This is a genomic window from Citrobacter sp. HN-141, from assembly GCF_033341895.1.
GTDB lineage: Bacteria > Pseudomonadota > Gammaproteobacteria > Enterobacterales > Enterobacteriaceae > Citrobacter.
On the sequence record NZ_JAWPBF010000005.1, the window covers coordinates 204,634 to 231,204 of the forward strand.

The 26,571-nt window shown below is 51.9% G+C and carries 25 protein-coding genes; 11 read left to right on the forward strand and 14 right to left on the reverse strand.

Features of this window, described 5'->3' with window-relative positions:
• The first annotated feature begins 99 nt into the window (after positions 1 to 99).
• Complete coding sequence (gene pntA / locus RYZ59_RS08540; RefSeq protein ID WP_202038701.1) at positions 100 to 1,629, forward strand: Re/Si-specific NAD(P)(+) transhydrogenase subunit alpha; 1,530 nt, start codon at positions 100 to 102, stop codon at positions 1,627 to 1,629.
• Positions 1,630 to 1,639: 10 nt separating this feature from the next.
• Positions 1,640 to 3,028 carry a Re/Si-specific NAD(P)(+) transhydrogenase subunit beta gene (pntB, locus tag RYZ59_RS08545; protein WP_318046109.1) on the forward strand — a complete coding sequence of 463 codons (1,389 nt, stop codon included), beginning with the start codon at positions 1,640 to 1,642 and terminating at the stop codon, positions 3,026 to 3,028.
• Positions 3,029 to 3,073: 45 nt separating this feature from the next.
• On the opposite strand, the gene RYZ59_RS08550 is transcribed toward pntB, so the two are convergent.
• A complete protein-coding gene (locus RYZ59_RS08550) occupies positions 3,074 to 3,925 on the reverse strand; it encodes an aldo/keto reductase (RefSeq protein ID WP_318046111.1) in 852 nt (283 codons plus the stop codon).
• 262 nt (positions 3,926 to 4,187) lie between these two features.
• Here RYZ59_RS08550 and RYZ59_RS08555 point away from each other — a divergent pair, with 262 nt between their 5' ends.
• Positions 4,188 to 5,384, forward strand: a complete 1,197-nt coding sequence (locus RYZ59_RS08555) for a multidrug effflux MFS transporter (protein ID WP_318046113.1) — start codon at positions 4,188 to 4,190, stop codon at positions 5,382 to 5,384.
• A gap of 31 nt (positions 5,385 to 5,415) precedes the next feature.
• Here the strand turns inward: RYZ59_RS08555 and RYZ59_RS08560 are convergent, their stop codons facing one another.
• A complete protein-coding gene (locus RYZ59_RS08560) occupies positions 5,416 to 6,450 on the reverse strand; it encodes an AI-2E family transporter (protein ID WP_137381241.1) in 1,035 nt (344 codons plus the stop codon).
• 408 nt (positions 6,451 to 6,858) lie between these two features.
• Between RYZ59_RS08560 and mdtJ the strand changes: the two genes are divergently transcribed.
• Both mdtJ and mdtI read left to right on the forward strand, forming a co-directional pair.
• Positions 6,859 to 7,224 (forward strand): multidrug/spermidine efflux SMR transporter subunit MdtJ, encoded by a 366-nt coding sequence (gene mdtJ / locus RYZ59_RS08565; RefSeq protein ID WP_161958620.1) that lies wholly within the window; start codon positions 6,859 to 6,861, stop codon positions 7,222 to 7,224.
• Positions 7,211 to 7,540 (forward strand): multidrug/spermidine efflux SMR transporter subunit MdtI, encoded by a 330-nt coding sequence (mdtI, locus tag RYZ59_RS08570; protein WP_040233868.1) that lies wholly within the window; start codon positions 7,211 to 7,213, stop codon positions 7,538 to 7,540. Before mdtJ ends, mdtI begins: the two co-directional genes overlap by 14 nt.
• Before the next feature lie 34 nt (positions 7,541 to 7,574).
• On the opposite strand, the gene RYZ59_RS08575 is transcribed toward mdtI, so the two are convergent.
• The 5 genes from RYZ59_RS08575 to msrP form a co-directional block, all read right to left on the reverse strand.
• Entirely contained in the window at positions 7,575 to 8,396 is an 822-nt protein-coding gene (locus RYZ59_RS08575) for a serine protease (RefSeq protein ID WP_318046116.1), read from the reverse strand.
• A gap of 270 nt (positions 8,397 to 8,666) precedes the next feature.
• Positions 8,667 to 9,062 carry an acid resistance repetitive basic protein Asr gene (gene asr / locus RYZ59_RS08580; RefSeq protein WP_202038696.1) on the reverse strand — a complete coding sequence of 132 codons (396 nt, stop codon included), beginning with the start codon at positions 9,060 to 9,062 and terminating at the stop codon, positions 8,667 to 8,669.
• Positions 9,063 to 9,199: 137 nt separating this feature from the next.
• Complete coding sequence (locus tag RYZ59_RS08585) at positions 9,200 to 10,687, reverse strand: carboxypeptidase M32 (protein WP_318046118.1); 1,488 nt, start codon at positions 10,685 to 10,687, stop codon at positions 9,200 to 9,202.
• A 46-nt stretch (positions 10,688 to 10,733) separates the two neighbouring features.
• On the reverse strand, positions 10,734 to 11,360 hold the full coding sequence (msrQ, locus tag RYZ59_RS08590) for a protein-methionine-sulfoxide reductase heme-binding subunit MsrQ (protein WP_318046120.1): 627 nt from the start codon (positions 11,358 to 11,360) through the stop codon (positions 10,734 to 10,736).
• On the reverse strand, positions 11,361 to 12,365 hold the full coding sequence (msrP, locus tag RYZ59_RS08595) for a protein-methionine-sulfoxide reductase catalytic subunit MsrP (RefSeq protein WP_318046122.1): 1,005 nt from the start codon (positions 12,363 to 12,365) through the stop codon (positions 11,361 to 11,363). It abuts the gene before it with no gap.
• A gap of 189 nt (positions 12,366 to 12,554) precedes the next feature.
• Here msrP and RYZ59_RS08600 point away from each other — a divergent pair, with 189 nt between their 5' ends.
• The 3 genes from RYZ59_RS08600 (at position 12,555) to RYZ59_RS08610 (ending at position 15,599) form a co-directional block, all read left to right on the forward strand.
• Positions 12,555 to 13,277, forward strand: a complete 723-nt coding sequence (locus tag RYZ59_RS08600; RefSeq protein ID WP_318046124.1) for a response regulator transcription factor — start codon at positions 12,555 to 12,557, stop codon at positions 13,275 to 13,277.
• Positions 13,274 to 14,764, forward strand: a complete 1,491-nt coding sequence (locus RYZ59_RS08605) for an ATP-binding protein (RefSeq protein ID WP_318046125.1) — start codon at positions 13,274 to 13,276, stop codon at positions 14,762 to 14,764. Before RYZ59_RS08600 ends, RYZ59_RS08605 begins: the two co-directional genes overlap by 4 nt.
• Positions 14,765 to 14,912: 148 nt before the next feature.
• The gene (locus tag RYZ59_RS08610) at positions 14,913 to 15,599 is read left to right on the forward strand and encodes a type II CAAX endopeptidase family protein (RefSeq protein ID WP_318046126.1); all 687 of its coding nucleotides are present in this window, start codon (positions 14,913 to 14,915) and stop codon (positions 15,597 to 15,599) included.
• 33 nt (positions 15,600 to 15,632) lie between these two features.
• On the opposite strand, the gene RYZ59_RS08615 is transcribed toward RYZ59_RS08610, so the two are convergent.
• The gene (locus RYZ59_RS08615) at positions 15,633 to 16,886 is read right to left on the reverse strand and encodes an MFS transporter (protein ID WP_318046128.1); all 1,254 of its coding nucleotides are present in this window, start codon (positions 16,884 to 16,886) and stop codon (positions 15,633 to 15,635) included.
• A 158-nt stretch (positions 16,887 to 17,044) separates the two neighbouring features.
• Here RYZ59_RS08615 and RYZ59_RS08620 point away from each other — a divergent pair, with 158 nt between their 5' ends.
• The 3 genes from RYZ59_RS08620 to bioD all read left to right on the forward strand — a co-directional run bounded on the left by RYZ59_RS08620 (position 17,045) and on the right by bioD (position 20,113).
• Positions 17,045 to 17,944, forward strand: a complete 900-nt coding sequence (locus RYZ59_RS08620; RefSeq protein WP_318046130.1) for a LysR family transcriptional regulator — start codon at positions 17,045 to 17,047, stop codon at positions 17,942 to 17,944.
• A gap of 128 nt (positions 17,945 to 18,072) precedes the next feature.
• Positions 18,073 to 19,293 (forward strand): sugar metabolism global transcriptional regulator Mlc, encoded by a 1,221-nt coding sequence (gene mlc, locus RYZ59_RS08625; protein WP_137381231.1) that lies wholly within the window; start codon positions 18,073 to 18,075, stop codon positions 19,291 to 19,293.
• Between the two features lie 124 nt (positions 19,294 to 19,417).
• A complete protein-coding gene (gene bioD, locus RYZ59_RS08630) occupies positions 19,418 to 20,113 on the forward strand; it encodes a dethiobiotin synthase (protein ID WP_137381230.1) in 696 nt (231 codons plus the stop codon).
• Here the strand turns inward: bioD and clcB are convergent.
• The 6 genes from clcB to RYZ59_RS08660 all read right to left on the reverse strand — a co-directional run bounded on the left by clcB (position 20,069) and on the right by RYZ59_RS08660 (position 26,502).
• Positions 20,069 to 21,358 carry a voltage-gated ClC-type chloride channel ClcB gene (clcB, locus tag RYZ59_RS08635; RefSeq protein ID WP_318046134.1) on the reverse strand — a complete coding sequence of 430 codons (1,290 nt, stop codon included), beginning with the start codon at positions 21,356 to 21,358 and terminating at the stop codon, positions 20,069 to 20,071. The genes bioD and clcB overlap by 45 nt on opposite strands.
• A gap of 120 nt (positions 21,359 to 21,478) precedes the next feature.
• Positions 21,479 to 22,093: a Tat proofreading chaperone DmsD gene (dmsD, locus tag RYZ59_RS08640; protein ID WP_318046135.1), complete on the reverse strand. Its 615-nt coding sequence runs from the start codon at positions 22,091 to 22,093 to the stop codon at positions 21,479 to 21,481.
• Positions 22,094 to 22,135: 42 nt separating this feature from the next.
• Positions 22,136 to 22,990, reverse strand: a complete 855-nt coding sequence (locus tag RYZ59_RS08645) for a dimethyl sulfoxide reductase anchor subunit family protein (RefSeq protein ID WP_318046137.1) — start codon at positions 22,988 to 22,990, stop codon at positions 22,136 to 22,138.
• 1 nt (position 22,991) lies between these two features.
• Complete coding sequence (locus tag RYZ59_RS08650) at positions 22,992 to 23,609, reverse strand: DMSO/selenate family reductase complex B subunit (RefSeq protein ID WP_271456449.1); 618 nt, start codon at positions 23,607 to 23,609, stop codon at positions 22,992 to 22,994.
• A 10-nt stretch (positions 23,610 to 23,619) separates the two neighbouring features.
• The gene (gene ynfF, locus RYZ59_RS08655; protein WP_252362802.1) at positions 23,620 to 26,046 is read right to left on the reverse strand and encodes a selenate/tellurate reductase subunit YnfF; all 2,427 of its coding nucleotides are present in this window, start codon (positions 26,044 to 26,046) and stop codon (positions 23,620 to 23,622) included.
• Positions 26,047 to 26,196: 150 nt separating this feature from the next.
• Positions 26,197 to 26,502 carry a DUF1161 domain-containing protein gene (locus RYZ59_RS08660; RefSeq protein ID WP_137383118.1) on the reverse strand — a complete coding sequence of 102 codons (306 nt, stop codon included), beginning with the start codon at positions 26,500 to 26,502 and terminating at the stop codon, positions 26,197 to 26,199.
• Positions 26,503 to 26,571: the final 69 nt, after the last annotated feature.

Consider the following 26,571-nt stretch of genomic DNA (forward strand, 5'->3'; position numbering starts at 1 on the left):
TATTTTATTGAGGTAACACTGAGCTCTCTCGGGAGTGTGCGCATGCCTCTTGCGAACATTGATAAACCATCATCAAAAATACAGATGGAAGGGAACATTATGCGAATTGGCATACCAAAAGAACGGTTAACCAATGAAACCCGTGTTGCAGCCACACCGAAAACGGTTGAGCAGCTGCTGAAGCTGGGTTTTAGCGTCGCGGTTGAAAGCGGCGCAGGTCAACTGGCTAGTTTTGACGATAAGGCGTTTGTGCAAGCAGGCGCAGAAATTGTTGACGGGAATGCTGTCTGGCAGTCAGAGATTATCCTGAAGGTCAACGCGCCAGAAGCGTTTGAGATTCCGTTGCTTAATCCGGGTACCACGCTGGTGAGTTTTCTCTGGCCTGCGCAGAACCCAGAGTTACTGCAAAAACTCGCTGAGCGAAATGTGACGGTCATGGCGATGGATTCTGTGCCGCGTATTTCGCGTGCGCAGTCTCTGGATGCCTTAAGCTCGATGGCCAATATTGCCGGGTACCGTGCAATTGTTGAAGCGGCACATGAGTTCGGTAGGTTCTTTACCGGGCAAATTACCGCGGCGGGTAAAGTTCCACCTGCCAAGGTGATGGTGATCGGTGCTGGTGTGGCGGGATTGGCCGCTATCGGTGCGGCAAACAGCCTCGGGGCGATTGTTCGCGCCTTTGACACACGCCCGGAAGTAAAAGAACAAGTTCAGAGTATGGGCGCTGAGTTCCTTGAGCTGGACTTTAAAGAAGAAGCGGGCAGCGGCGATGGCTACGCCAAAGTGATGTCCGAAGCGTTTATTAAAGCGGAGATGGAGCTGTTCGCCGCTCAGGCAAAAGACGTCGACATCATCGTTACCACCGCGCTGATCCCAGGGAAACCTGCGCCGAAACTGATCACGCGAGAGATGGTTGATTCGATGAAGTCCGGCAGCGTGATTGTCGATCTCGCCGCGCAAAACGGGGGTAACTGCGAGTATACCGTTGCCAATCAGGTGACCACCACCGAGAACGGCGTCAAGGTCATTGGCTATACCGATTTGCCGGGTCGTTTACCGACTCAGTCTTCGCAATTGTATGGCACCAACCTTGTCAACCTGCTGAAACTGTTGTGCAAAGAGAAAGACGGCAACATCACCGTTGATTTTGACGATGTGGTGGTGCGTGGCGTGACAGTGGTTCGCGATGGTGAAATTACGTGGCCTGCACCCCCTATCCAGGTTTCTGCTCAGCCACAGGCGGCGCCTAAAGCTGCTCCGGCACCACAGGTAGAGAAAAAACCTGCATCCCCATGGCGCAAATATGCGCTGATGGCGCTGGTGGTGATTCTGTTTGGCTGGCTAGCCGATGTCGCGCCAAAAGAGTTCCTCGGACACTTTACGGTGTTCGCACTTTCCTGCGTGGTAGGTTACTACGTGGTGTGGAATGTCTCGCATGCGTTGCATACCCCGCTGATGTCCGTGACTAACGCTATCTCCGGGATCATCGTCGTGGGGGCATTATTACAAATTGGCCAGGGCGGCTGGGTGAGTTTCCTGAGCTTTATCGCGGTGCTTATTGCCAGCATTAATATTTTCGGTGGCTTCACCGTGACTCAGCGCATGCTGAAAATGTTCCGGAAAAACTAAGGGGTAACATATGTCTGGAGGATTAGTTACAGCTGCATACATTGTTGCCGCAATCCTGTTTATTTTTAGTCTGGCGGGGCTTTCCAAACACGAAACGTCGCAACAGGGTAACAACTACGGCATCGCCGGGATGGCGATTGCGCTGATTGCCACGATTTTTGGCCCGGATACCGGCAACGTCGCCTGGATTCTGGTCGCAATGATCATCGGTGGCGCAATTGGTATTCGTCTGGCGAAAAGAGTCGAGATGACCGAGATGCCGGAGCTGGTGGCGATTCTGCACAGCTTCGTCGGTCTGGCCGCCGTACTGGTTGGTTTCAACAGCTATCTGTATCACGATACCGGTCTGGAACCGATCCTGGTGAACATTCACCTGACTGAAGTGTTCCTCGGCATCTTTATCGGTGCAGTCACCTTCACTGGTTCTATCGTGGCGTTTGGTAAACTGCGCGGCAAGATCTCATCTAAGCCGCTGATGCTGCCGAACCGCCATAAGCTGAACCTGGCGGCGCTGGTGGTTTCTTTCCTGCTGCTGGTCGTGTTTGTTCGTACCGAGAGCGTGGGCCTGCAGGTCCTGGCGCTGTTGGTGATGACCATTATCGCCCTGGCGTTTGGCTGGCACCTGGTCGCATCCATCGGTGGGGCCGATATGCCAGTCGTCGTCTCTATGCTGAACTCCTATTCAGGATGGGCGGCAGCAGCGGCAGGCTTTATGCTGAGCAACGATCTGCTGATCGTTACCGGTGCGCTGGTCGGTTCTTCGGGTGCGATCCTGTCTTACATTATGTGTAAGGCAATGAACCGCTCTTTCATCAGCGTTATTGCGGGTGGGTTTGGCACTGACGGCTCCTCAACCGGTGATGCCGAAGAAGCCGGTGAACATCACGAGATCAATGCCGAAGATACCGCTGAAATGCTGAAAAACTCGCATTCCGTGATTATCACCCCGGGCTACGGTATGGCGGTGGCGCAGGCGCAGTATCCGGTGGCGGAAATTACTGAGAAACTGCGCGCCCGTGGTATCAAAGTCCGTTTTGGTATTCACCCGGTAGCAGGGCGTTTGCCTGGTCATATGAACGTGCTGCTGGCGGAAGCCAAAGTGCCGTATGACATCGTGTTGGAAATGGATGAGATCAACGATGATTTTGCCGAGACCGATACCGTGCTGGTTATTGGCGCGAACGATACGGTAAACCCGGCAGCGCAAGACGATCCGCGCAGCCCAATTGCCGGAATGCCAGTGCTGGAAGTGTGGAAAGCGCAGAATGTTATCGTGTTCAAACGCTCAATGAACACCGGCTATGCTGGTGTGCAGAACCCGCTGTTCTTTAAAGAAAACACCCATATGCTGTTTGGTGATGCCAAAGCCAGTGTGGATGCGATTCTGAAAGCGCTGTAATGCGTGCTTAAAAGTAAAACGGCCTCTGCGGAGGCCGTTTGTTTGTTAAACATCCAGTTTACGCTGGGTTATCCATTCCACACGAGCCGGATCGCGATGCGAGAAAAATGCGCTGATCCCGGTGTCCATGGCGGCGATTTGCGTCATTTCTTCAGCTGTTAAGGCAAAATCCAGTATCTGAATATTCTCTGTCATACGCGCTTTACGCACGGTTTTTGCCAGAGAAATAATTCCGCGTTGATAAATCCAACGCAGCACCACCTGACCGATGCTTTTCCCGTACTTCTCGCCAATCGCGGCCAGTGTCGGATTTTGAAACAGGTCATTGCGCCCCTCGGCGAACGGCGCCCAGGCTTGTGGTTGAATATTGCGGCTCTGCATCCAGGCTACGGCATGCGGTTGCTGGTGGAAGGGATTCACCTCTATCTGGTTCACTGCCGGGATAATGCGGTTGAAGGCCATCAAATCTGCCAGACGGTCCGGGTGAAAATTGCTGACGCCAATCGCGCGAATTTTCCCTTCCTCGTAGAGTTCCTCCATAGCACGCCAGGCGCCGTGCACGTCGCCATAGGGCTGGTGGATTAAATACAGGTCAAGGTAGTCTAGCTGTAGGCGCTGCAACGAACGCGCAAACTGAGCTTTCGCGCCGGCGTAGCTGGTATCCTGTAACCACAGCTTGGTGGTGATGAAAAGTTCATCGCGTGGTACGCCGCTTTGTTGCAGCGCATTGCCGACCTGAGTTTCATTCAGATAGGAGGCGGCGGTATCGATCAGACGATATCCTATTTCGATGGCATCCCGCACGGCTTGCTCACACTCGTTAGCGTCGGTCATTTGGTATACGCCAAAACCGAGCAGAGGCATCTCAACACCGTTATTTAAGACGGTTGTATTCATGGAACGCTCCTGAACATCATTTTTGCATTGGCAGCAGATTAGCAAAAATCTGTTCACACCATTAGTCGGTTAAATCGGCATAGACCTATGAGCTAAATTCATTTTTGGCAGGATAATATGCGAAGTTTGTCACATACATTTGGCGCGGAAGGGGTGTTATTCATGATTGACACTCATAAACTTATGCTTCTTTCGCTATCTAATCACTGCCATGCACCCCGTATATACTGCCACCTGACTTTACCTAAGATAACAGGACGCTATGCGTACACGTGAACAGCGCTCGCCGGTTGCGACTGCAAGCCACACCGGTCTCTCTTTTATTCTTATCCTCAGCGGCTTGATGGCCTTTACTTCACTTTCAACCGATATCTATCTCCCGGCGATGCCGACCATGGCAGGGGATTTAAACGGCAATGTGGAGCTTACTGTTACCGGTTTTTTGGTGGGGTTTGCTATTGCGCAGCTGATCTGGGGACCGATCAGCGATCATCTGGGTCGACGTAAACCGCTGTTCATCGGCATGGTGCTGTTTATCATCGGTTCAGCGGGGTGTGCGCTGTCTACGGATATCACGCAAATTGTTTTCTGGCGGGTTTTTCAGGCGCTGGGGGCCTGTACAGGACCGATGCTGGCGCGTGCCATGATTCGTGATCTCTTTGCTCGTACTCGTGCGGCACAAATGTTGTCAACCCTGGTACTGGTTATGGCGATTGCCCCCATTGCTGGACCATTGATTGGCGGGCAAATTATTCGACTGAGCACCTGGCACTCTATTTTTTGGTTACTGGTAGTCATTGGTGTGCTGATGTTTATCTCTTTGCTGTGGTTGCCGGAAACACTCCCTGAAGAAAGACGCGTAAAAGCCTCACTGGCAGGCGCATTTCGTCATTACCGCACGCTATTAACCAATGGTCAATTTATGCGCTACACCCTAAGTTTGACCTTTTATTATGTGGGGGCGTATGCGTTTATTACCGGTTCGCCATTTGTCTACATTCGCTATTACCATGTCGATCCGCAGCATTACGGCTGGTTATTTGCGTTAAATATTGTCGGCGTTATGGCGATGAGTGCGGTCAACCGCCGGCTGGTGCAACGGCATGCGTTAGAACAGTTGCTGAAGTACGCGACGATGTTGGCGGCATTGGCTGCTGTTGCATTGGCACTGCTGGTTAAGCTGGAAATAGGGGGGATTATCGCCATTATCATCACTGTGTTTCTGCTGTTTTCGATGAATGGAATCATTGCCGCAACGTCGACGGCCGCCGCGCTGGATGCGGCCCCCAATATCGCCGGTTCAGCTTCGGCGCTGATTGGTTCATTACAGTATGGCAGTGGCATCATCTCGTCTTTACTGCTGGCGAGATTGAGTGACGGCACCCCCTGGACCATGGCCTGGATTATTGCGCTATTCACACTGATGAGCGCTGCATTGGTATTCCGTGTCAAACAGTAGTTGAACAGCCCCGCGAAAGCGGGGCATACACTCATTCCTTGTTAAGATCGCTCAGCAGGACGGCAATGCTTTGACCACCATTTGTTTGCTCAAGGGCAATCTTTACGATGATGGTCAGCGGTACTGAAAGCAGCATTCCAACGGGGCCGAGCAGCCAGCCCCAAAAAATCAGCGACAGGAACACCACCAGCGTAGAAAGCCCCAACCCGCGCCCCATGATGCGCGGTTCGAGGATATTGCCGAATACCAAGTTAATCACAAGATAACCTGCCAGCACGAGCAACGCGTCGTAAAAACCACTGAATACCAGGACCTGAGCAATAGGGGGAATCGCTGCCAGCACCGAACCGATGTTAGGAATATAATTCAGGGCAAAGGCCAGCAGTCCCCAGACAAACGCGAAGCGGACATCCAGTGCGGCAAGCATGCCCCAGGCGACCAGTCCGGTGACGATACTGATGGCGGTTTTTAGCACCAGGTAGTGCGAGACACTGTCGATAGCGCGTTGGATCGCGGCCATTCCTTCAAGAGGGCGGCTCATCATTTGTTTGAGTTTGCCGGGGAGTTGCGGTACTTCCAGCAGCATAAAAACCACGGTCAGCAATAGTAGAAATATCGAGGACATCGCATTGGAGAGTTGCGTTAATAAATTGGTGACCAGCGTCATTGCAGCGTTCGGGTCAACATATTTCACCAACTCGTCGACGGAAACCCCGATCCCCGCACGTTGTAGCCACGGTTCGATATTTTTCAGTGGGATAACCAGGGACGAACGATATTGCGGCAGTGTCCGTGCCAGCTCATTTAAGGAGGTACCTAAATAAGCCAGAAGCAGCACCATTAGCATGACAATAATAACAATCAGCAATGACACGGCGAATACACGCGGTATACGGAGCTTAACCATGCGTTGTACTACGGGATTGAGCACGACGGCGATAAATAACGCCAGAATAAACGGTACGATGATTTCGGCGGCAAATCGGATACCGGTTAAAATGATAACCAACATGCCAAGCATAATAACTATTTTTAGGCCGTTAAGCGTGATGATCGGTTTTGCCATGTGAATCCCTGAGTTTTTTATCTATATAATAATGTGATCTGCCTCGAGCCGTTATAACAAAAATCAAACGAGCCGGGTAAAGAAGTGAAAAGATTTTGAGTTCGCATTGAACCTATGATACAAATCATCTGTGTTTAACTACCGAGGACAATTATCATCCGCGATGATGAGAAGCAACACTGCGGATAATTGTAATATTATGGACAATACGTTCAGGATGTTTTTGCGTTTACCTACACTTCTTCGTACCTCTTCCACTTTCTTGCTCGCGGGTGAGCAACACTGGCGCAACGCGCTTTAGTCCCTTCTTCTGCCTGAGCTGGCGTTATGCGCTGAGCTATCTGATTCTATTTTTTGGTTTACTGCATGCAGTAGGCCCAAAGGACTATATTCTCAAGCAGGAGAAGCATCATGTTTTACTGGATATTATTAGGTCTGGCCATTGCGGCTGAAATTACCGGTACGCTGTCAATGAAATGGGCCAGCGTAGGCCATGGTAATGCGGGCTTTATTTTAATGCTGGTAATGATCGCCTTATCGTATATTTTTCTCAGTTTTGCCGTTAAAAAAATCGCCCTTGGTGTGGCCTATGCCTTATGGGAAGGTATCGGAATTTTATTTATTACGCTGTTTAGCGTGCTGTTATTCGACGAAACCTTGACCACGATGAAAGTTGCTGGACTGGTCTCGCTGGTGTTAGGCATTGTGTTGATCAAATCGGGTACACGCAAGCCGGCAAAAGCGAGGAGGGAGGTGACCCATGCAGCAGTTTGAGTGGGTTCACGGCGCCTGGCTTGGAATGGCCATCGTTCTTGAAATCGTTGCTAACGTCTTCTTAAAATTTTCCGATGGTTTCCGCCGTAAGGCTTATGGCGTGTTGTCGCTGGTGGCGGTATTAGCGGCCTTTAGTGCGCTATCCCAGGCGGTAAAAGGGATCGATCTTTCTGTCGCCTACGCACTGTGGGGAGGATTCGGGATCGCCGCAACGTTAGCCGCAGGATGGGTGCTTTTTGGTCAGCGCCTGAATAACAAAGGCTGGATTGGCGTCGCCTTGCTGCTGGCCGGAATGATCATGATCAAACTTGCCTAATCTACGTGCTGCCCGCAAATATGGGCAGCATGTGTTATCCCTTCGCCAGTGCTTCCAGTTTATCGCGAAAACCCGTCACAGAAATGGCGCGATTATCTGCCCGCCAGCGATCTTTCGCTGCAGGAGCGGAGCTTTGCACACCAATCAGTTGCCAGCCTGAATCTGTCTTTAACATCAATGGGGAGCCGCTGTCGCCAGGGAGCGTATCGCACTGATGTGACAGGACTGTATTTTGCGCCCAGCCAGTTACCACGCAATCCTGATGCGTGTACAGCTCATCCAGGTGATCTTCCGGGTACCCCGACTGAGTCACTTTACGGTCAGCGGCTTTTAGCGCTGCGGTTAACGCGGCTTTATCACCGTCAAATAACGGTAGCGGCGTGATCCCGGAGGGGGGATAACGTAACACCACCAGACCGAAATCCCACGGAGCCGCAGAAGGTGGGACAATCCAGCCGTCACCATCTGCTTTTAAGCGCTTGCCGAGAGAGCGATCAACCTGTCCTTCAATGCCGTGGATTTCATAGCGCCAGATACCCTTTTTCGACACAAAACGTAGCGCGACGGCTTTATCCGGCTTGCCTTTCGGTGGGGTGAGTAAGCAGTGCCCGGCAGTCAGGGCCAGGTGAGGTGAAATGAGCGTAGCCGTACACAGGTTACCGCTGGCGGTTTCCAGTTGCCCGATAGCGTCCCACGGTGATTGTGTCGGGTCAGTCACCCTCACACGATCATCATGACCAAAAAACAGCGTTTTTATGTTATCGGCTTCAGCAGCGGTCGTTGCAGGCTGCTCCGCATGTGCAACGACAGGAAATAGACAAATTGAACCCAGTAATACCGCAATGGTTTTATGCATATCACACTCTGGTGGGGAATTATGATTATTAACAGCAAACCCTCAGTTAATACTATAGACGGGACGGCGGGAAAGTGGGAGTAAAATCAGATAACTACACTCAGGAAAGATAAAAATGCATGGCGATAAGAGCGCAAATTATCAGGGTAATAAGAATGAACTCAAAGCGGTAATGTGACACCATTTTACCCTCCGAAAGGCGGCGCTAAATCAGACTGATTTAGCGCCGCATGCTATGGCATGGGGGACGCCATGGTTACTACAGATGTTTTATGCAGCCGGTTGAGCAGCAGGTTTAGCGGTTTCGTGTTTTACTGCTTTTTTGGTGTGTTTTTTAGCGGCCTGAGCTTTCTGCTCTGCGGCTGGTTTGGTTGCAGCTGGTTTAGTTGCGGCTTTTTTGGTGTGTTTTTTGGCAGCCTGAGCTTTCTGCTCTGGCGCTTTTTGTTCTACAGCCGGTTTAGTCGTGGATTTTTTAGCGTGCTTTTTGGCAGCCTGTGCTTTCTGCGGCGCTGCTTTGTGCTGTTTTTTATGATGAGTGGTTTTTGCCGGTGCAGCTTTCGTGGTCGCAGCAGCAGTCGGAGCGGTAGTCGCAGTTGTTTCAGCAGCAAATGCAGCGGAAGACAGACCCATAGCAGCGGCAACAACCAGAGCTAATACTTTTTTCATTCTCATACCCTCGATTTGGTTTTTCATTCAACCCCACTGCGGGGCCGTTGAAATAACTATATCGCTGTAATCTCTGGGCTTCCGTGAGTCATTGGTTTCGACGTGTAACCGTTTGTACAATGACTCACGGTATACGATTACAGATAGCGGGCTTCCAGATGGGCGCGGAAATAGCGGCTGCTCAGCGGTTCTCCGGTTGCCTGGGTAATGAGCTGTTCGGTCGTGAAACGACTGCCATGTTGCCAGATATTCTGGCGCAACCAGTCAAACAAGGCGCTAAAGTTTCCTTGCGCAATGGCGTGGTTTAAGTCTGGCAATGCACGGTTAGCCGCACTGAAAAGCTGGGCTGCATACATCGCCCCCAATGTGTACGAAGGGAAGTAACCAAAACCGCCATCGGTCCAGTGGATATCCTGCATACAGCCGTTACGGTAATTCCCGATTGTAGACAGCCCTAACCAGGCCTGCATTTTTTCATTCCACAAGGTAGGAATATCATCGACCTCAATGTCGCCATTAATGAGTGCGCGTTCAATTTCATAACGCAGGATCACGTGAGCGGGATAGCTCACCTCGTCGGCATCAACACGGATAAACCCCGGTTTGACCTGCTGGTTCCAGGCGATGAAATTGCGTTCCTCAAAGGCGGATTGATCGCCAAAATGCCGGGTTACTGCGGGAATTAACCGTTTCAGAAACGCCGGGCTGCGGCCTAATTGCATTTCAAAGAACAGGCTCTGAGATTCATGGATGGCGGTTGAGCGTGCCAGCGCGATAGGTTGCCCTAACCAGTTACGTGGCAGATTTTGCTCATAGCGGGCGTGACCGGTTTCATGGATAACGCCAAACAGCGCGCTGAGCAATTCATTTTCATCATAGCGGGTGGTAATACGGACATCTTCCGGTACACCGCCACAGAAGGGGTGTGCACTGATGTCCAGGCGTCCTGCGGTAAAATCAAAACCTAACTGCGCCATGGTTTCAAGGCCCAACTCACGCTGAACTGCGGTCGGGAAAGGGCCAACCGGGGCGATAAGCGATTGTTGTGATTGTTTGGCCACCACTTTATTGAGCAATTCGGGTAGCCAGCTTTTGATGTCGGCAAAAAGAATATCCAGCCGGGCGCTGGTCATTTCTGGTTCAAAGACATCCAGCAATGCGTCGTAGGGCGAACAGCCTTTCGCTTCAGCACGCAGTCGGGCCTCTTCGCGGCTGTACTTCACCACCTCTTTCAGGTTTTCAGCAAACCCTTCCCAGTCATTGGCCGGGCGTTGGCTGCGCCAGGCGTGTTCGCAACGACTGCCCGCCAGTGATTTCGCTTCGACCAGCGATTCGGGTAGCAAGGACGCTTGATGATGAAGCCGTGACATTTCGCGCAGATTGGCCTGCTCAACATCGTTCAGGTCTTCCTGCTGTGCGGCGGCTAACCACGTTGCCACCTTCGGGTCGGTTAACAGTTGGTGCTCAAGCACGCTCAGCTCGGCCAGCGCTTCGCCGCGAGCTTTGCTGCCGCCTGATGGCATCATGGTAAACATGTCCCAACTGGCGATTGCCGAGAGGTGGGAGAAGCGAGAGAGGCGCTGGAACGTGCGGCTGAGCTGATGGTAATTATCATTGTTACTCATTTTTTGTTCTCGTTCTGCTTAGGTGTAGTGAGAAGTTTACCGTGATTCATTCACTTTTCATAAACACACCTTTATGCCCGGTTTTCCGTAACAGCTTTTTATAGCGAAAAGCCAGCAGCACGACAAAACAAATGGCGTAGATAATGGGGAGCGGGGATAGCACTTTTACCGACCACAGGTAATGCAGCGGAAGCAAAATGGCGGCCAGGTAAACGTAGTTGTGCAGCGTTTGCCAGCGTTTGCCCATTTTACGCTGCGCGGCTTGCGTTGAGGTCAGCGTCAGCAGGAGTAAGATAACCCAACCCGTCATGCCCAGCGTTAGCCAAGGGCGTGAAACCAGTTCACGTCCTAACAATCCCAGATTTTGCATACCCAGCTCCAGCAGCGCATAGCTGGTCAAATGCAGCGTGGCCCATGCAAAACACCATAAACCTAACAACCGCCGGGTGCGAAACAACAAAGGCTGCTTTGCATAGCGCGCAAGCGGCGATACCAGCAGGGTAGCCAGTAAAAACTTCAGCGCAGTAATGCCCGTAAAGTGCTGGATATCTTTTCCCGGGTCGGCACCCAACCCGCCATGTTGTGCGGCCCAGAAGAGCCATAGCAGAGGTAAAAAACCGGCTAGATGCAGCAGTATTTTCAGCGCGGTTATCTGTTTTGCGGTTAGCCTCACTTAAAAATACTCCCTTAGGTCCATGCCCTGATATAAAGAGGCCACTTCATCGGCATAACCATTGAAAGGCAACGTGGGCTGTCGCTGTACATCGAGGATGCCACCCGAACCGATAAAACGCTCTGTGGCCTGAGACCAACGCGGGTGATCGACCTGCGGATTTACATTGGCGTAAAAACCGTATTCGTTTGGCGCTGACATATTCCAGGTCGTCGGCGGCTGCTCGCGAGTGAGCTTAATACTGACTATCGATTTAATGCCTTTAAAGCCGTACTTCCAGGGGACGGTCAGGCGTATCGGTGCCCCGTTTTGCGGCGGTAACGTTTTGCCATATACGCCTACGGTGAGAAGTGTGAGCGGGTGCATAGCCTCATCCAAACGAAGACCTTCGACATAGGGATATTTCAACCCACCGCCAATAAAGCGGTCTTTCTGGCCCGGCATTTCATCAGGGGCGTAGCGCGTTTCAAAGGCGACGTATTTAGCGTGGCTGGATGGCTCAACCAGCGCCAGTAATTTATGCAAAGGAAAACCTACCCATGGCACAACCATCGACCAGGCCTCAACGCAACGCATCCGGTAGATGCGCTCTTCTAATGGAAAACGCGTGGTCAGCGCATCATGATCCAGCGTTAAAGGTTTGTTCACCTCACCGCTGATGGTAAGCGTCCAGGGATCGGTTTTCAGGCTACCGGCATTGGCGGCTGGATCGGCTTTATCCAGACCAAATTCATAGAAATTGTTGTAGCCCGTCACCTTGTCTTCCGGCGTCAGGGGCAGATTGTTTTGCCAATGCTCGGGCTTTGTAAACCCGAGTGGTATGCCCGCCAGCGCAGGTGGACGATCGTTGCCTTTAAACCAATTCAATAAACTGGCCTGTGTCGGGGAAGACAACGATGCCGCCGCCGCGCCGATCCCAAGTGCTTTAAGGATTTGTCGTCGTTGCATAAAAAATACGGACTCGGCTGTAACATCAGCTTCCCGAAGTGGACGTTTTTTCTGCATAACGTTTCCTTTTTATTTTCATGTTAGGGGCAACAAAGCGACGTTTCCCTGTTGATGCCTGACGAGCGTATAGCGACATACTGGGCGTATGCGTATCCCAGGATCCTCACGAAAAGTTAAAAATTTTGTGATAACTTCCGCCCCTTGCCTGAGGTAAGCTTTCAGCACGACGAGAGGGAGGTGACACTGATGGCAGGCGCAAAAAAGATATTTTTGGTGGAAGATGACAGCGATATTGCCGCGCTTTTGCAACTTAGCCTGAAAGATGAGGGGTACGAAATTATTCATGAGGCTGATGGGGCACGAGCGCTTGAGCGACTTGAGAAGCATGTCTGGGATGCGGTTATCCTCGATCTGATGCTACCGGGCGTAGACGGTCTGGAGATTTGTCGTCGCATTCGTCAAATGAGTTTCTACCTCCCTGTCATCATTATCAGCGCCCGCACCAGTGAAACTCACCGCGTATTGGGGCTGGAAATGGGGGCAGATGATTATTTAGCCAAACCTTTCTCGGTGCTGGAGTTGATGGCCCGGGTGAAAGCATTGTTTCGCCGTCAGGCGGCGATGAGTCAAAACCTGCGTATGGAGGCGGGGATTATTACCGTCCATGGCGTGGAGATTGATCCATTAGCCAGGGAAGTCCGCCAGCATGGTAAATCCCTTGATTTAACGCCGCGTGAGTTCGATCTGCTCTACTTTTTCGCCCGTCATCCAGGGGAGGTCTTTTCGCGTCAGGCGCTGTTAGATCAGGTGTGGGGCTACCAGCACGAAGGGTATGAGCATACGGTGAACAGCCATATCAATCGCCTGCGGACCAAAATTGAAAAAGATGCGGCGGAGCCGGAAATTATTCTCACCGTTTGGGGACGAGGCTATAAGCTTGCTGCGGTTAACGCGGAGCATCAGCCATGATTTATCGCCTGTCGCTGAGCCAGCGTCTGACCCTGGTCTTTACCGCCATTATGTTGATTTGCGCGGTTGCCGTCAGCATTGTCCAGATCCGCAGCAGTAAACAGTATGGCGACGCCATGGTGCAAAGGCTCTCGCTGGAACTGGCCAGCAAGATTGTCAAAAGTGAGTCACTTATTGATGCCAGTGGGCAGGTTAATCGCCAGGCGTTAAAGGGGTTGTTTGATCACCTGATGACGCTCAACCCAAGCGTGGAGCTGTATCTGGTTTCACCGTCAGGTGAAATCCTCGCCGATGCTGCTCCGCCTGGGCATATTCAGCGCCAGAAAATTAGCGTGCAGCCGATTCAGGTTTTCCTTAACTCGGACGAACTGCCCGTCTACGGCAACGATCCGCGCAGCAGCCAGCAAAAAGTCTTCAGCGCCGCGCCGGTTTTATATAACGGTAAATTACATGGCTATTTGTACATTATTCTGCAGGGCGAAGATCTGAATATGCTGGCGAATACCGCCTGGCAAAAAACGCTCTGGAATACCGTGGCCTGGACGTTAATCCTGGTTTTATTAGCCGCTGCCATCGCGGGATTCCTGGTATGGCGATGGGTGACGAACCCGGTGAAAAGGCTGACTGGACAGGTGGCTAAACTGGAGCTGGACAGCATTAGCGTCATCAAACAGCTGGCGCAAAAAAATCCCAAACCTGCGCCGGCGAATGAAATTGCGCTGCTGGACAATGCGTTTATCGAGTTAGCGCAGAAAATTGCCCAGCAGTGGGATCTATTAGCGGACAGCGATCGTCAGCGCAGAGAGTTTATTGCCAATATTTCGCACGATTTGCGTACACCGCTGACTTCACTGCTGGGGTATCTGGAAATGCTGTCGTTGAAAGCTGATACCATGACGCCGGAGGAAAATCGACATTATCTTAGCATCGCGCTGCGCCAGGGGCATAAGGTTCGCCATCTGTCACAACAGCTGTTTGAGCTGGCGAGGCTTGAGCATGGTGGTATAAAACTGCAGCGTGAACGATTTGCTATTGGCGAGCTGATCCAGGATGTGGCACAGAAATTTGATCTCCCCGTTGCCACACGTCATTTGCAGTTGCACCTTGAGGTAACGGGGCCGTTACCGCTGGTGAATGCAGATTTATCGATGATGGAAAGGGTCGTGACGAATTTGCTGGATAACGCAATCCGTCATACGCCTGACGGAGGCGAAGTACGGCTAAAAGTCTGGTGTGATGAAGCTCGTTTGTTAGCCGAAGTGCAGGACAGCGGGCCAGGGGTAGATGAGGCAATACGAGAAGTATTATTTCAGCGCCCGACTGCGTTAATTCCCCGTGAGCAGCGGGCAGAGCGGGGCGGCCTGGGCTTACTGATTGTGCGTAGAATGCTCGAACTGCATGGGGGAGATATTAGCCTTGTTAATTCAACGGCAGGGGCCTGCTTCCGTTTTTCCTTGCCGCTGGCGGATTCGTCACTGCGTCGCTGATGAGGTTCCGGCATAAAGGGATTATAACGCTTCTGGCATTGCAACCCGGGGCATTGCGTAAAAGTTGGTAGGTTGCTTGTGATAATGAGAACCTTTATCATATTCTGGTAATTCATCAACTTATCTTCGATAAGCCCAAGGAGATCGTATGTCACAGGATGCCGACAACCTGTATATCGCCAGGACAAAAGCGGTGGCTGGCTGTTTTTCTATGTTTTTGTTGATGTTCGGCCTCACATTTTCCCCATTGTTTTTCCCCGCGAGTCAGGACCTGCTTGCCAAAGGGTTACTTTTTCCGCTGCTGTTTGCGCTGGAATTTGTTGTGCTGGTTCCGCTGTATTATTTCTTCTTTAGAAAAAGAGAGGGACTGGGCAAAGGCATTTTCAACGCCAGGTGGTTTGCCATTTTGTTCGCGGCGCTGCTGTTTATTCAGCTTATCCTGCCATTGATTTTGGGTCTCAGACAAACTGAAGCGTGGGTGACCAGCCAAATATCCTTAAGTAGTTATGCGTTGTGGTTATCTACGTTGACCCTGATATTTATCGCGCCAGTTTATGAAGAAATTGTTTTCAGAGGCTGTTTATTCAACGCGTTCCAGTACTGGTTCAATAATAAAACCTGGCTGTCGTCAGTGGTGGTATCGGTCATTTTTGCCATCATGCATACGCAGTATGTGGATCTACGCACGTTGCTGATGTTGTTTCTTGTGTCGCAGGTGTTGATCCTGGCCAGACTGAAAAGCAACGGTCTGTTGATGCCAATTTTGCTGCATATAGTGATGAACGGGACGGTTGTTGCTCTGCAGATGGCGGCTCAGACGTTACAGCCAGGGTGATGAAGGCGATGCCCGGAACCCGGGCATCGTGGATTATACGTGCAGACGGTGATGCAAACGGGCGCCAACCAATAGCGCCAGCACCAGCATCAGTGCGATAAACCCGCCCACGCCGTTCCAGCCATAGCTGTGCCAGAAAATACCCCCCAGTATCCCGGCAATGCTTGAGCCCAGATAATAGCTGAACAGGTACAGTGAAGAGGCCTGGCCTTTAGCACGTTTGGCTCGCGGCCCGATCCAACTACTGGCCACGGAATGCGCCGCAAAGAACCCGGCTGAAAAAAGCAACATACCGGCAAAAATCAGCCATAACGAGGTAAACAGGGTCATTATTAGCCCGAACAACATCACGCCTGTCGAGAACAACATTACCGGGCCGCGCCCATAACGGGTGGTCATGGAACCGGCTTTTGGCGAGCTCCAGGTACCGGTAAGATAAGCCACGGACAACAAACCGACGACAGCCTGGCTGAGTTCCCACGGAGACAGCATCAGACGGTAGCTGATGTAGTTAAACAGTGTGACAAACGACCCCATCAGCAAGAACCCTTCTGCGAACAACAGCGGAAGTCCTCTGTCACGCCAGTGCAAACGGAAGTTGATAAATAACGTTTTAGGCCGTAACGATGTCGGTCTGAAGTGCCGTGATTCCGGTAAGATCTTCCAGAACATGAGCGCGGAGGCGAGGGCAAAGCAGCCAATAGCCGCCAGCGCAATTCGCCAGTTAAAAAAGTCAGTAAATACGCCGCTAATCAAACGACCACTCATACCACCAATCGAGTTCCCGCTGATGTATAAGCCCATTGAGAATGCGACAAAGCTCGGGTGAATTTCTTCACTCAAATAGGTCATTCCCACGGCCGCGACGCCGCTCAGTGAAAGTCCTATAAGAGCACGCATGATTAAAATACCGTGCCAGCTGGTCATCATCGTTGAAAGCAGCGTACAACAAGAGGCGAGCAGCAGCGCGGTCACCATTACCGGTTTACGTCCTATGGCGTCGGAAAGTGGGCCGGTAAACAGTAAGCCGATTGCCAGCATGGCCGTTGAGATAGAAAGCGAAATACTACTGCTGGCAGGAGAGACGCCAAACTCATGCGACAGCACGGGCAGTATGGGCTGAACGCAATAGAGAAGGGCAAATGTCGCCAGCCCGGCAGAAAAAAGCGCCAGCGTGACGCGCATAAAAGGGGATGTACCGCGTTTAATAAAACCATCCGGCGGATTGACTATCTGTTCATCAACATCGCCCGCCGGGGCGGTATCGACAGTAGTTGTACGGCTCACTTAAAATCCTTGCTCAATCATTTACATCTATACCCTGCGTTTTTCAAGCCACGCAATGCGACGTGAAATCCATAGGGTCTACAGGACCAGCCTTAAGAGTATGAAAATCACAATATTCTGTCTAATATATTAATAATCTCAAATAATATCTTAAGAATATGAATATTGAACTGCGTCACCTACGTTACTTTGTGGCAGTGGCGGAAGAGCTGCATTTTGGTCGTGCAGCGGCACGACTGAATATTTCGCAACCGCCGTTGAGCCAGCAGATCCAGATCCTCGAACAGCAGGTGGGTGCTCGGCTACTGGCGCGGACTAACCGCAGCGTGGCGCTTACCGCTGCCGGGAAACAGTTTCTGGCGGACAGTCGGCAGATCCTGGGGCTGGTAAATGAGGCTGCCGCCCGTGCCGAACGATTACACCTGGGAGAGTCGGGGGAACTGCGCATCGGTTTTACGTCATCAGCCCCGTTTATTAAGGCAGTGTCCGATACGCTGTCTCTTTTTCGCCAATGCTATCCAGCAGTGCATATGCAAACCCGTGAAATGAATACGCGCGAGCAAATTGCCCCGCTCAACGAGGGTGCACTGGATTTGGGGCTCTTGCGCAATACGCAACTTCCGGACACATTGGCGCGGGAGGTCATTTTGCATGAGCCGCTGATGGCGATGATCCCACGCGCACATCCTCTGGCGCAAAAACCAGTGGTGACGCTGGCGGAGCTGGCCAATGAGCCATTTGTCTTTTTTGATCCGCATGTTGGAACGGGGTTGTATGACGATATTCTCGGCCTGATGCGCCGTTATGATCTGAAGCCAACCATCACCCAGGAGGTCGGTGAGGCGATGACTATCATTGGACTGGTGGCCGCAGGGTTGGGGGTTTCCATTTTGCCAGCCTCTTTTAAACGGGTGCAATTGTATGAAATGTGTTGGACCCCTCTTGCCGAAGACGATGCGGTCTCCGAAATGTGGTTGGTGTGGCCGAAGCATCATGAACAAAGCCATGCTGCACAACGTTTTCGTCAACAGCTTTTAGCCGCGGTGCAGCGCGATTAATTTAGTTTAAAAATGGTCGAAAATGTGCGGTAAATCACAAGGCTAAGTAAAAAGTTGACGGAAACCATTGAAGTGCTTCACCATAGTCTACAGATTATTTCGGAGCGCGAAAATAAAGGGAGTAAGTGGTGGTTGCTGATAGTCAGCCTGGGCATATCGATCAAATTAAGCAGACCAATGCGGGCGCGGTTTATCGTCTGATTGATCAGCTGGGACCGGTATCGCGTATTGATCTCTCTCGCCTGGCACAATTGGCACCTGCCAGTATTACCAAAATTGTCCGAGAAATGCTGGAAGCGCATTTGGTGCAGGAGCTGGAAATAAAAGAAGCCGGTAACCGTGGACGTCCGGCTGTAGGGCTGGTTGTCGAAACAGAAGCCTGGCATTACCTTTCTATTCGTATTAGTCGTGGCGAGATTTTCCTGGCGCTGCGCGATCTGAGCAGCAAACTGGTGGTCGAGGATTGTCTTGAAATGGCGCTGGTCAGCGAGACACCGTTACTGGAACGGGTTGTTGCGCAAGTCGATCAGTTTTTTATCCGTCACCAGCAAAAACTCGAGCGCCTGACCTCTATCGCGATTACCTTACCCGGCATTATTGATACAGAAAACGGTATCGTACATCGCATGCCGTTCTATGATGACGTCAAAGAGATGCCGCTCGGCGAAACGCTGGAGCGACATACCGGCGTGCCGGTGTACATTCAGCACGATATCAGCGCCTGGACCATGGCAGAAGCACTGTTTGGTGCATCGCGCGGGGCGCGTGATGTTATTCAGGTGGTCATCGATCACAACGTGGGTGCAGGGGTGATCACTGATGGTCATTTACTGCATGCAGGCAGCAGTAGCCTGGTTGAGATAGGTCATACGCAGGTGGACCCTTACGGCAAACGTTGCTACTGCGGTAACCACGGGTGCCTGGAAACGATCGCCAGCGTCGACAGTGTGCTGGAACTGGCGCAGGTGCGACTGAAGCAGTCAATGAGCTCCTCTCTGCACGGACAACCGTTGACGGTAGACGCACTGTGTCAGGCGGCCATGCAGGGCGATTTATTGGCGAAAGATATTATTAGTGGCGTTGGAACCCATGTCGGTCGTATCCTGGCCATCATGGTGAATTTGTTCAACCCACAAAAGATATTGATAGGATCTCCACTCAGTAAAGCCGCTGATATTTTGTTCCCGACCATTGCTGACAGCATTCGTCAACAGGCGCTTCCGGCCTACAGCCAGCACATTGTTGTCGAAAGTACGCAATTTTCTAATCAGGGGACGATGGCGGGGGCTGCCCTCGTTAAGGACGCGATGTATAACGGTTCTTTGTTGATTCGTCTATTACAGGGTTAACATTTTTTAACTGTTGTACGAAAAATTGCGCTATCTCAAGCTGGTTCTGGCCGTCATACCTTAGACTTTCTCCACTGTTTTATTTTCCTGACTTATATTTTCATAGCATACGGTGGAGTTAGTGATGCTGAAGCGTTTCTTTATTACAGGTACAGACACTTCTGTTGGGAAGACCGTGGTTTCCCGCGCATTACTACAAGCGTTAGCGTCAGGGGGTAAACGTGTGGCGGGTTACAAACCCGTCGCCAAAGGCAGCAAAGAGACACCGGAAGGTATGCGCAATAAAGATGCGCTGGTGCTGCAAAGCGTGTCATCCATCGAACTGCCGTACGAGGCAGTTAACCCTATCGCGCTGAGCGAAGACGAAAGCAGCGTGGCGCATAGCGGTCCGGTTAACTACACCCTGTTATCCAATGGACTGGCAAGCCTGAGCGAGAAGGTTGATCACGTTGTTGTTGAAGGCACAGGCGGCTGGCGTAGTCTGATGAACGATCTGCGTCCGTTATCGGAGTGGGTGGTACAGGAACAACTCCCGGTTCTGATGGTGGTGGGCATTCAGGAAGGTTGTATTAACCATGCCATTCTTACTGCACAGGCGATTGCCAGTGACGGACTGCCGTTGATAGGCTGGGTGGCAAACCGTATTAACCCTGGATTGGCGCATTATGCCGAAATCATCGACGTGCTAAGTAAAAAATTACCGGCACCGTTGATTGGTGAATTGCCTTATTTGCCACGAGCAGAGCAGCGCGAGCTTTCTCAGTACATTCGTCTGTCAATGCTCGGCAGCGTGTTGTCTGTAGATAGAGTCACGGCGTAACGTTCGCGACAGCACTGACGCCACGACGCAAGCCATCAACAGGCCGGGGAGCAGTCGATACTCCCCGGTCATTTCACAGACCATCAATGTCGACATAATGGGGGCATGGGTCGTCGCCGCCAGCAGTGTAGCCATTCCTGTTAAGCCCAACAGTACCGCAATGTCATCCGTCCCCGGAAGCCAAAATCCCCATACCCGACCCAGCAACATACCGATTGATAAACCGACAAACAGCGTGGGTGTAAACACGCCGCCGGGTGCCCCTGACCCGCTACTGGCGAGTACGGCCAGCAGTTTGCAAATGAAAATTCCGCTGATGACGGCGAGCAAAGGGGGAGAGAGTAAATACGATTGCACTACGCTGTAGCCATTGCCCCAGACCGCAGGAGTGAGTAGCGACAACAGGCCAACGATCAGCCCGCCCAGGGCTAACTGGCCTGGCGGTGCGAGTTTTAAGCGCAAAAAGCCGTTGTGGCTGGTGGTCATAAGCCACATAAAAAGAGGTCCGCAGAGACCGGCTAACAGACCAGTGCTGATAATCATCACATATTCCAGCACATGCAGTTCCCGAGTCAGATGAACGGTATACAGCAGCGCGTTGCTGTCGCTAAGCGCATTGGTGGTTAACAATGCGACGACTGCGGAGACAACCACCGGCCCTAATGAGGCGAGGATCAACGTGCCAAACAGCACTTCGGCAATAAATAAGCTACCCGCCAACGGCGCGTGATACGCACCTGCCATGCCTGCAGCCGCCCCACAGGCAATCCATAATTTCCATTCCGAACGCGGTGTGAAGCGTTGCGCGAAGCACGAGGCCGCCAGTGCGGCCAATAAAATCATTGCCCCTTCACGACCAATGGCGCTGCCGCTTGCCACGACGACCAAAGAGGCCAGTGATTTCACCAGACTTGCGCTGACGTCGAACTGTCCGTCAGTCTGTAGGGCTTCCATATAATCTGTAGGAGCCTGTGGGCGTAAACGATTAAATTTTTGCCAGCCCCAGAGTAAAAGTCCAGCCGCCAGACCCCCGAGCGCAGGTGTCAGCATGCGTCTGAACGGCGGCAGATTTGTCGCGGCGTTGACCAGGCTTCCCGTATCGTTACTCAGGAACAGCCACTCAAGCAATTGCATCGCATGACGAAATCCTGCAACGGCCAGGGCTGCAAGGATACCAATCAGCGCGGCGATCAGTAGACGCCGAAACAGAGTGCGCAGGTCAGGATAAGCATGTAAACGATGCATGGGTTGCCAGACAGGAAAATTCAGACGGCCTATTTTGCGGGTAATTAGCCGCAGAAGCAAAAGCTCAGCGTGCGAAACCCTGCGGTAAATGGGCAGGGAATATCCTGCCCGTCGGTGACATTAACGGAACAAGGGTTTATCTGCCACCGGCACTAATAACTGCGACTGCCAGTGTGCCAGCGTCAGGCGTGCCAGTTTACCCAACGCCTGATAGAACGGATGGTCCGCCTTCTCGATAAAAACATCGAGGAAGCGAGCCGACCACGGCAGTAGATGCCAGGCCAGCAATTGCTCACATTCGGTGTGGCGGCCATTTTCGGCAATCCAGGCGGTTAGCAGTAACAGTGAACCAAAGTGATCTTCTGGCTCATTCTGTTGCAGCGCAAACTGAATGCCGTTGTCGCGCATCCATTGACGTAACGCCAGCGTGGATTCACCAAACAACACGTTTTCGCGATCCAGCCAGACCGAACCCCAGGGCGGGGATGGCAATGCGTAGGGGCCGATGAACAAACGTTGCCAGGCTTGCGGGAGCGTTTCATCGCTATCTGTCTGCATCTGAGCAGCCAGCGGCGACAACGTAGCTTCCGGCAGCGGCCACTGTGCTTGCCAGCCATCTGCTTTTAACGCACTGACCATCGCAGATGCTTCAGCGCTATCTGGTGCATAGTAGAACAACGCGCCCAGAACGCGCGCAGCGGTTGAAAAGTTGTCACATTGTGAAAAATGGGTCATGCAAACAATCCTGAACAGTGCGGGTTGCCCCGCACCCGAGAGTTAACCTGCAACAGCCATTCCGACTGTCATATGCAAACCATAAAACAAACCACGACCAATGATTTCACCGGCCAGGACTAAAAGTAAACCTAACGCCAGCCCAGCGGCATGCGGGTCTTTACGGCGGATAAGCGGGCATATCCAGCACCCAAGACCTGCGGCCAGCAAGACGATGCGCCACACCTGTAAGCGGCCATAGTCAGGTACCAGCGCATTGGCGAATTGCACTGAGCTGTGGATTGTGCCGAGGGAAAGCCCCTGCAGGACAATCACACCCGCGCTAACCAGCAACGCCAGCACACTGATCCCCGCGAACACGTTGGCATTAAAAGAAACACCAGCAGCACGCAGTAGCAGGGCGGCAAAGAGTGGCCCGCTCAGAAGCAGGGTCATGAAAAAGGCCACCGTAGTGTAACCATTATACCAGGTCGGTACGGTATCTATCTGGTAAACGTTGGTCATCGCCCAGACAAACACCACGCCCAGCAGCATGCTTACCAGCAGCCATATTTTACCTAATGCAGCAGGCATTTTACCGAGAAAAGCGACCAGCCACCATAAACCACCGACGGCAAAAAACAGCGAGCCGCTGGCAATTTCATTACTTAGCGCTGACTCACCGATTCTGTTCAGCGAGTTAAATGCGCGTAACGGAGACCCTAAATGCATAACCGAGGCCAGGAATGCGATGCCCATTACCAGCCAAAGAAAAAACATACTGCGAACAATGCGCTGTCTTACAACATCGTCTTTAGCGGTAAACCAACCCAGCCCACTGACGATTAGCGCGCCTGCTACGCATTGACCCAGAACTGTGAACAGTACCAGCGGCCATTCATGCCATCCACTTCCCATTTTAGACCTCCTTCGGATTAGCCAGATAACCCGTGGTATCCCCGGTCGGGCGGCTATTGGCATTTGGTTTGATGACGATGCTTGGTTTGGTAAAGTGCGCGCCAGGGAGCGGCGCAACCGCGGCCAGGGTGCCGTGTTTTTTACGCAGTTCCTCTATCGGGCCGAAGTCCAGCGCCCGCAGCGGACAGGATTCGACACAGATGGGCTTCTTACCCTCAGCAACGCGTTCATGACAACCATCGCACTTGGTCATGTGCCCTTTGGCAGCATTGTATTGCGGTGCGCCATACGGGCAGGCCATGTGGCAATAGCGACAGCCAATGCACACGTCTTCATCCACGACCACAAAACCATCTTCACGTTTGTGCATCGCGCCGCTTGGACACACCTTGGTACAGGCCGGGTCTTCACAGTGGTTACACGCAATGGAGAGGTAGTAGGCGAAAACGCTCTGGTGCCAGACACCGTTATCTTCCTGCCAGTCACCGCCGGCGTATTCGTAAATACGGCGGAAACTGACGTCCGGCGTTAAATTTTTGAAGTCTTTGCAGGCCAGTTCGCAAGTTTTACAACCGGTGCAACGGGCGGAGTCGATAAAAAATCCGTATTGAGTCGTCATGGGTTACACCTTACGCCTTTTCAACCTGAACGAGATTACTGTGGGATGGATTCCCCTTCGCTAACGGAGAAGGGCGATGTGACGTGAGAATGTTGATAGAGCCACCGTGATCGATCTGGTCACCAAACATATCAGCATTGAGCCATGCGCCTTGGCCGATGGCTGTCACGCCGGGCAAAATACGCGGTGTGACTTTCGCAGCGATCAGCATCTGACCATTGCTGTTAAACACCCGCACCGTATCGCCGTGATGAATGCCACGTGAACGGGCATCGACGGGGTTAATCCAGATTTCCTGTGGGCATGCCTGTTGTAAAACATCAATGTTGCCGTAGCTGGAGTGAGTTCGCGCCTTATAATGGAATCCGGTGAGCTGTAGCGGATACGTTTTGCGTTTGGGGTCGTCCCAGCCGTCAAAGCCTGGCGCATAAGCCGGTAGCGGATGCACAATCTCGTCTTGCTTGAGTTCCCATGTCTCGGCAATGGTGGCCAGCCTTTCAGAGTAAATCTCAATTTTCCCTGAGGGCGTTTTCAACGGGTTTGCCGCAGGATCTTCGCGGAATGAACGGAAGGCGACATAGTGTTCTTCCGGGCATTTTTTCTTGAAAATACCGGTTGTTTTCATCTCTTCGTAATCCGGCATTTCTGGGTTACGTTCTTTGGTTTTGGCATGCAGATATTTCACCCACTCGTGCTGGGTACGGCCTTCCGTGAATTTTTGATAGACGTCCGGGCCCAGGCGTTTCGCGACTTCACTTAACATCCAGTAAATGGGTTTTCGTTCAAATTTAGGTGAGGTAGCGGGCTGTCCGAGGATTACATAGCCCATATTCCCGGCGGATTCATGTGAAATGAGGTCTTCTTGTTCAGTAGGCATCAGATCCGGCAGCAGGATGTCGCAGTACTTCGCCGATGCGGTCATAAAGTGCTCAATGCCGACAATCATTTCGCACTTACTGTCATCCTGTAAAACGTCATGAGTATGAGCAATATTGCCATGCTGGTTGATGAGCGTATTGCTGGCATAGCACCAGATAAACTTGATAGGCACATCCAGTTTATCTTTGCCGCGTACACCGTCGCGGGTGGCTGTCATTTCTGCGCCATGATCGATAGCATCCGTCCAGGTGAACACCGATATCTGTGTTTTTACCGGGTTCTCTAACATGGAGAACCATTCAACGCCCAGATCCCAGGTTCCTTCACGCATACCGGAGTTACCGCCGTTAATTCCCACGTTTCCTGTTAAAACAGAGAGCATGGTGATTGCTCGGGCTGTCTGTTCACCGTTGGAATGGCGTTGCGGCCCCCAGCCCTGACAGATGTAAGCCGGTTTTGCCGAACCGATTTCACGCGCTAACTGGATGATTTTGTCTGCGGGGATGCTGGTAATCTGAGATGCCCATTGCGGGGTTTTGGCAATTCCGTCCGGGCCGTCACCTAATATATAAGCCTTGTAGTGCGCATTACGCGGTGCGCTGGCGGGGAGAGTGGTTTCATCGTAGCCGACGCAGTATTTATCAAGGAAAGGTTTATCAATCAGATCTTCTGTGATCAGCACCCAGCCGATTGCGGCGGCCAGTGCAGCATCCGTCCCTGGGCGAATAGGCAGCCATTCATCTTCACGACCTGCGGCGGTGTCATTGTAGCGTGGATCGATAACGATCATTCTGGCATTTGACCGCTCACGTGCCTGCTCGACATACCAGGTTACACCACCGCCGCTCATACGCGTTTCGGCTGGGTTATTACCAAACATCACAACCAGCTTTGTGTTGGCGATATCGTCGGGGCTGTTACCGTCGTTAGCACCGAACATATATCCCATGGCGGCGCTGATTTGTGCGGTGCTGTAACTCCCGTAACGGCTTAAATAGCCGCCACAGGAATTCATCAAACGGTAGGGGACGTTGGAGTTCGTGATATTACCGCCATCCACACCGGTACCGTAAAGAACGTGAACGGCTTCATTACCGTAATCATGCAAAATACGCTTCAGGTTTCCGGCAACGGTATCCAGCGCTTCATCCCAACTGATACGCTCAAATTTACCTTCACCGCGTTTACCAACGCGTTTCATCGGGTATTTGAGTCGGTCAGGGTGGTTCATACGACGGCGAATTGAACGACCGCGCAAGCAGGCGCGAACCTGGTGGTTACCGTAGGTATCATCGCCGGTCGTGTCAGACTCAACCCAGTAAACCGCATCATCTTTCACATGCAGACGTAAAAGGCAACGGCTGCCGCAGTTAACCGTACAGGAACTCCAGACAGCTTTATCTTCAACAGGTTGCACTGATTGTTGTACGGCAGCAGCAGCGGCACGAATACCAAAGGGTAGTGACAGGCCTCCGGCAGCAAGTGCCAGTGAACCTATAGCCGAGGATTTCACTAACGTCCTGCGGCTAATACCTCCATATTGCTCATCTTCAGACATAACCCACTCCATTGTAATTGTCGTTATATATATTGTTTTATAACGAAATAACTAGCTTGCTAACAATGAAGTTGAGTCTACCTATTTATAGGTAAATCTTATTAATGCATATCAAACAGGAGTGACCCTCCGCGAACGGAGGGTAAAAAATTACTGCGGTTCAGCCACGTGGCCGTCTTGAGAAGGGCTACTGTTTGCGGGCGCGTTACCGCTGTGGGTTCGGGTATAGAGGATCTTGTGCGTATCATTAGCACAATGACCGACCACCAGTGAATCAGGCTGATCGGCCTGGTCATTAGGAACAATATTCAGCGTGAAACTGGATTCCGCGACACCATTATTCATAATGCGCTGTTCGATATCACTCTTCACGCGCTCACAGGACGCGGGCGCCGCCAGGATCTGCGGGGAAGCGACCAGTAATAAGCTCGCGGCAATTCCTGCTATGTATTTCATCATCAACTCCTTTCGTGATCGACATAAACTAAGATTAGCATTTCTGGTGTAAATAACTGTATTTGCTAA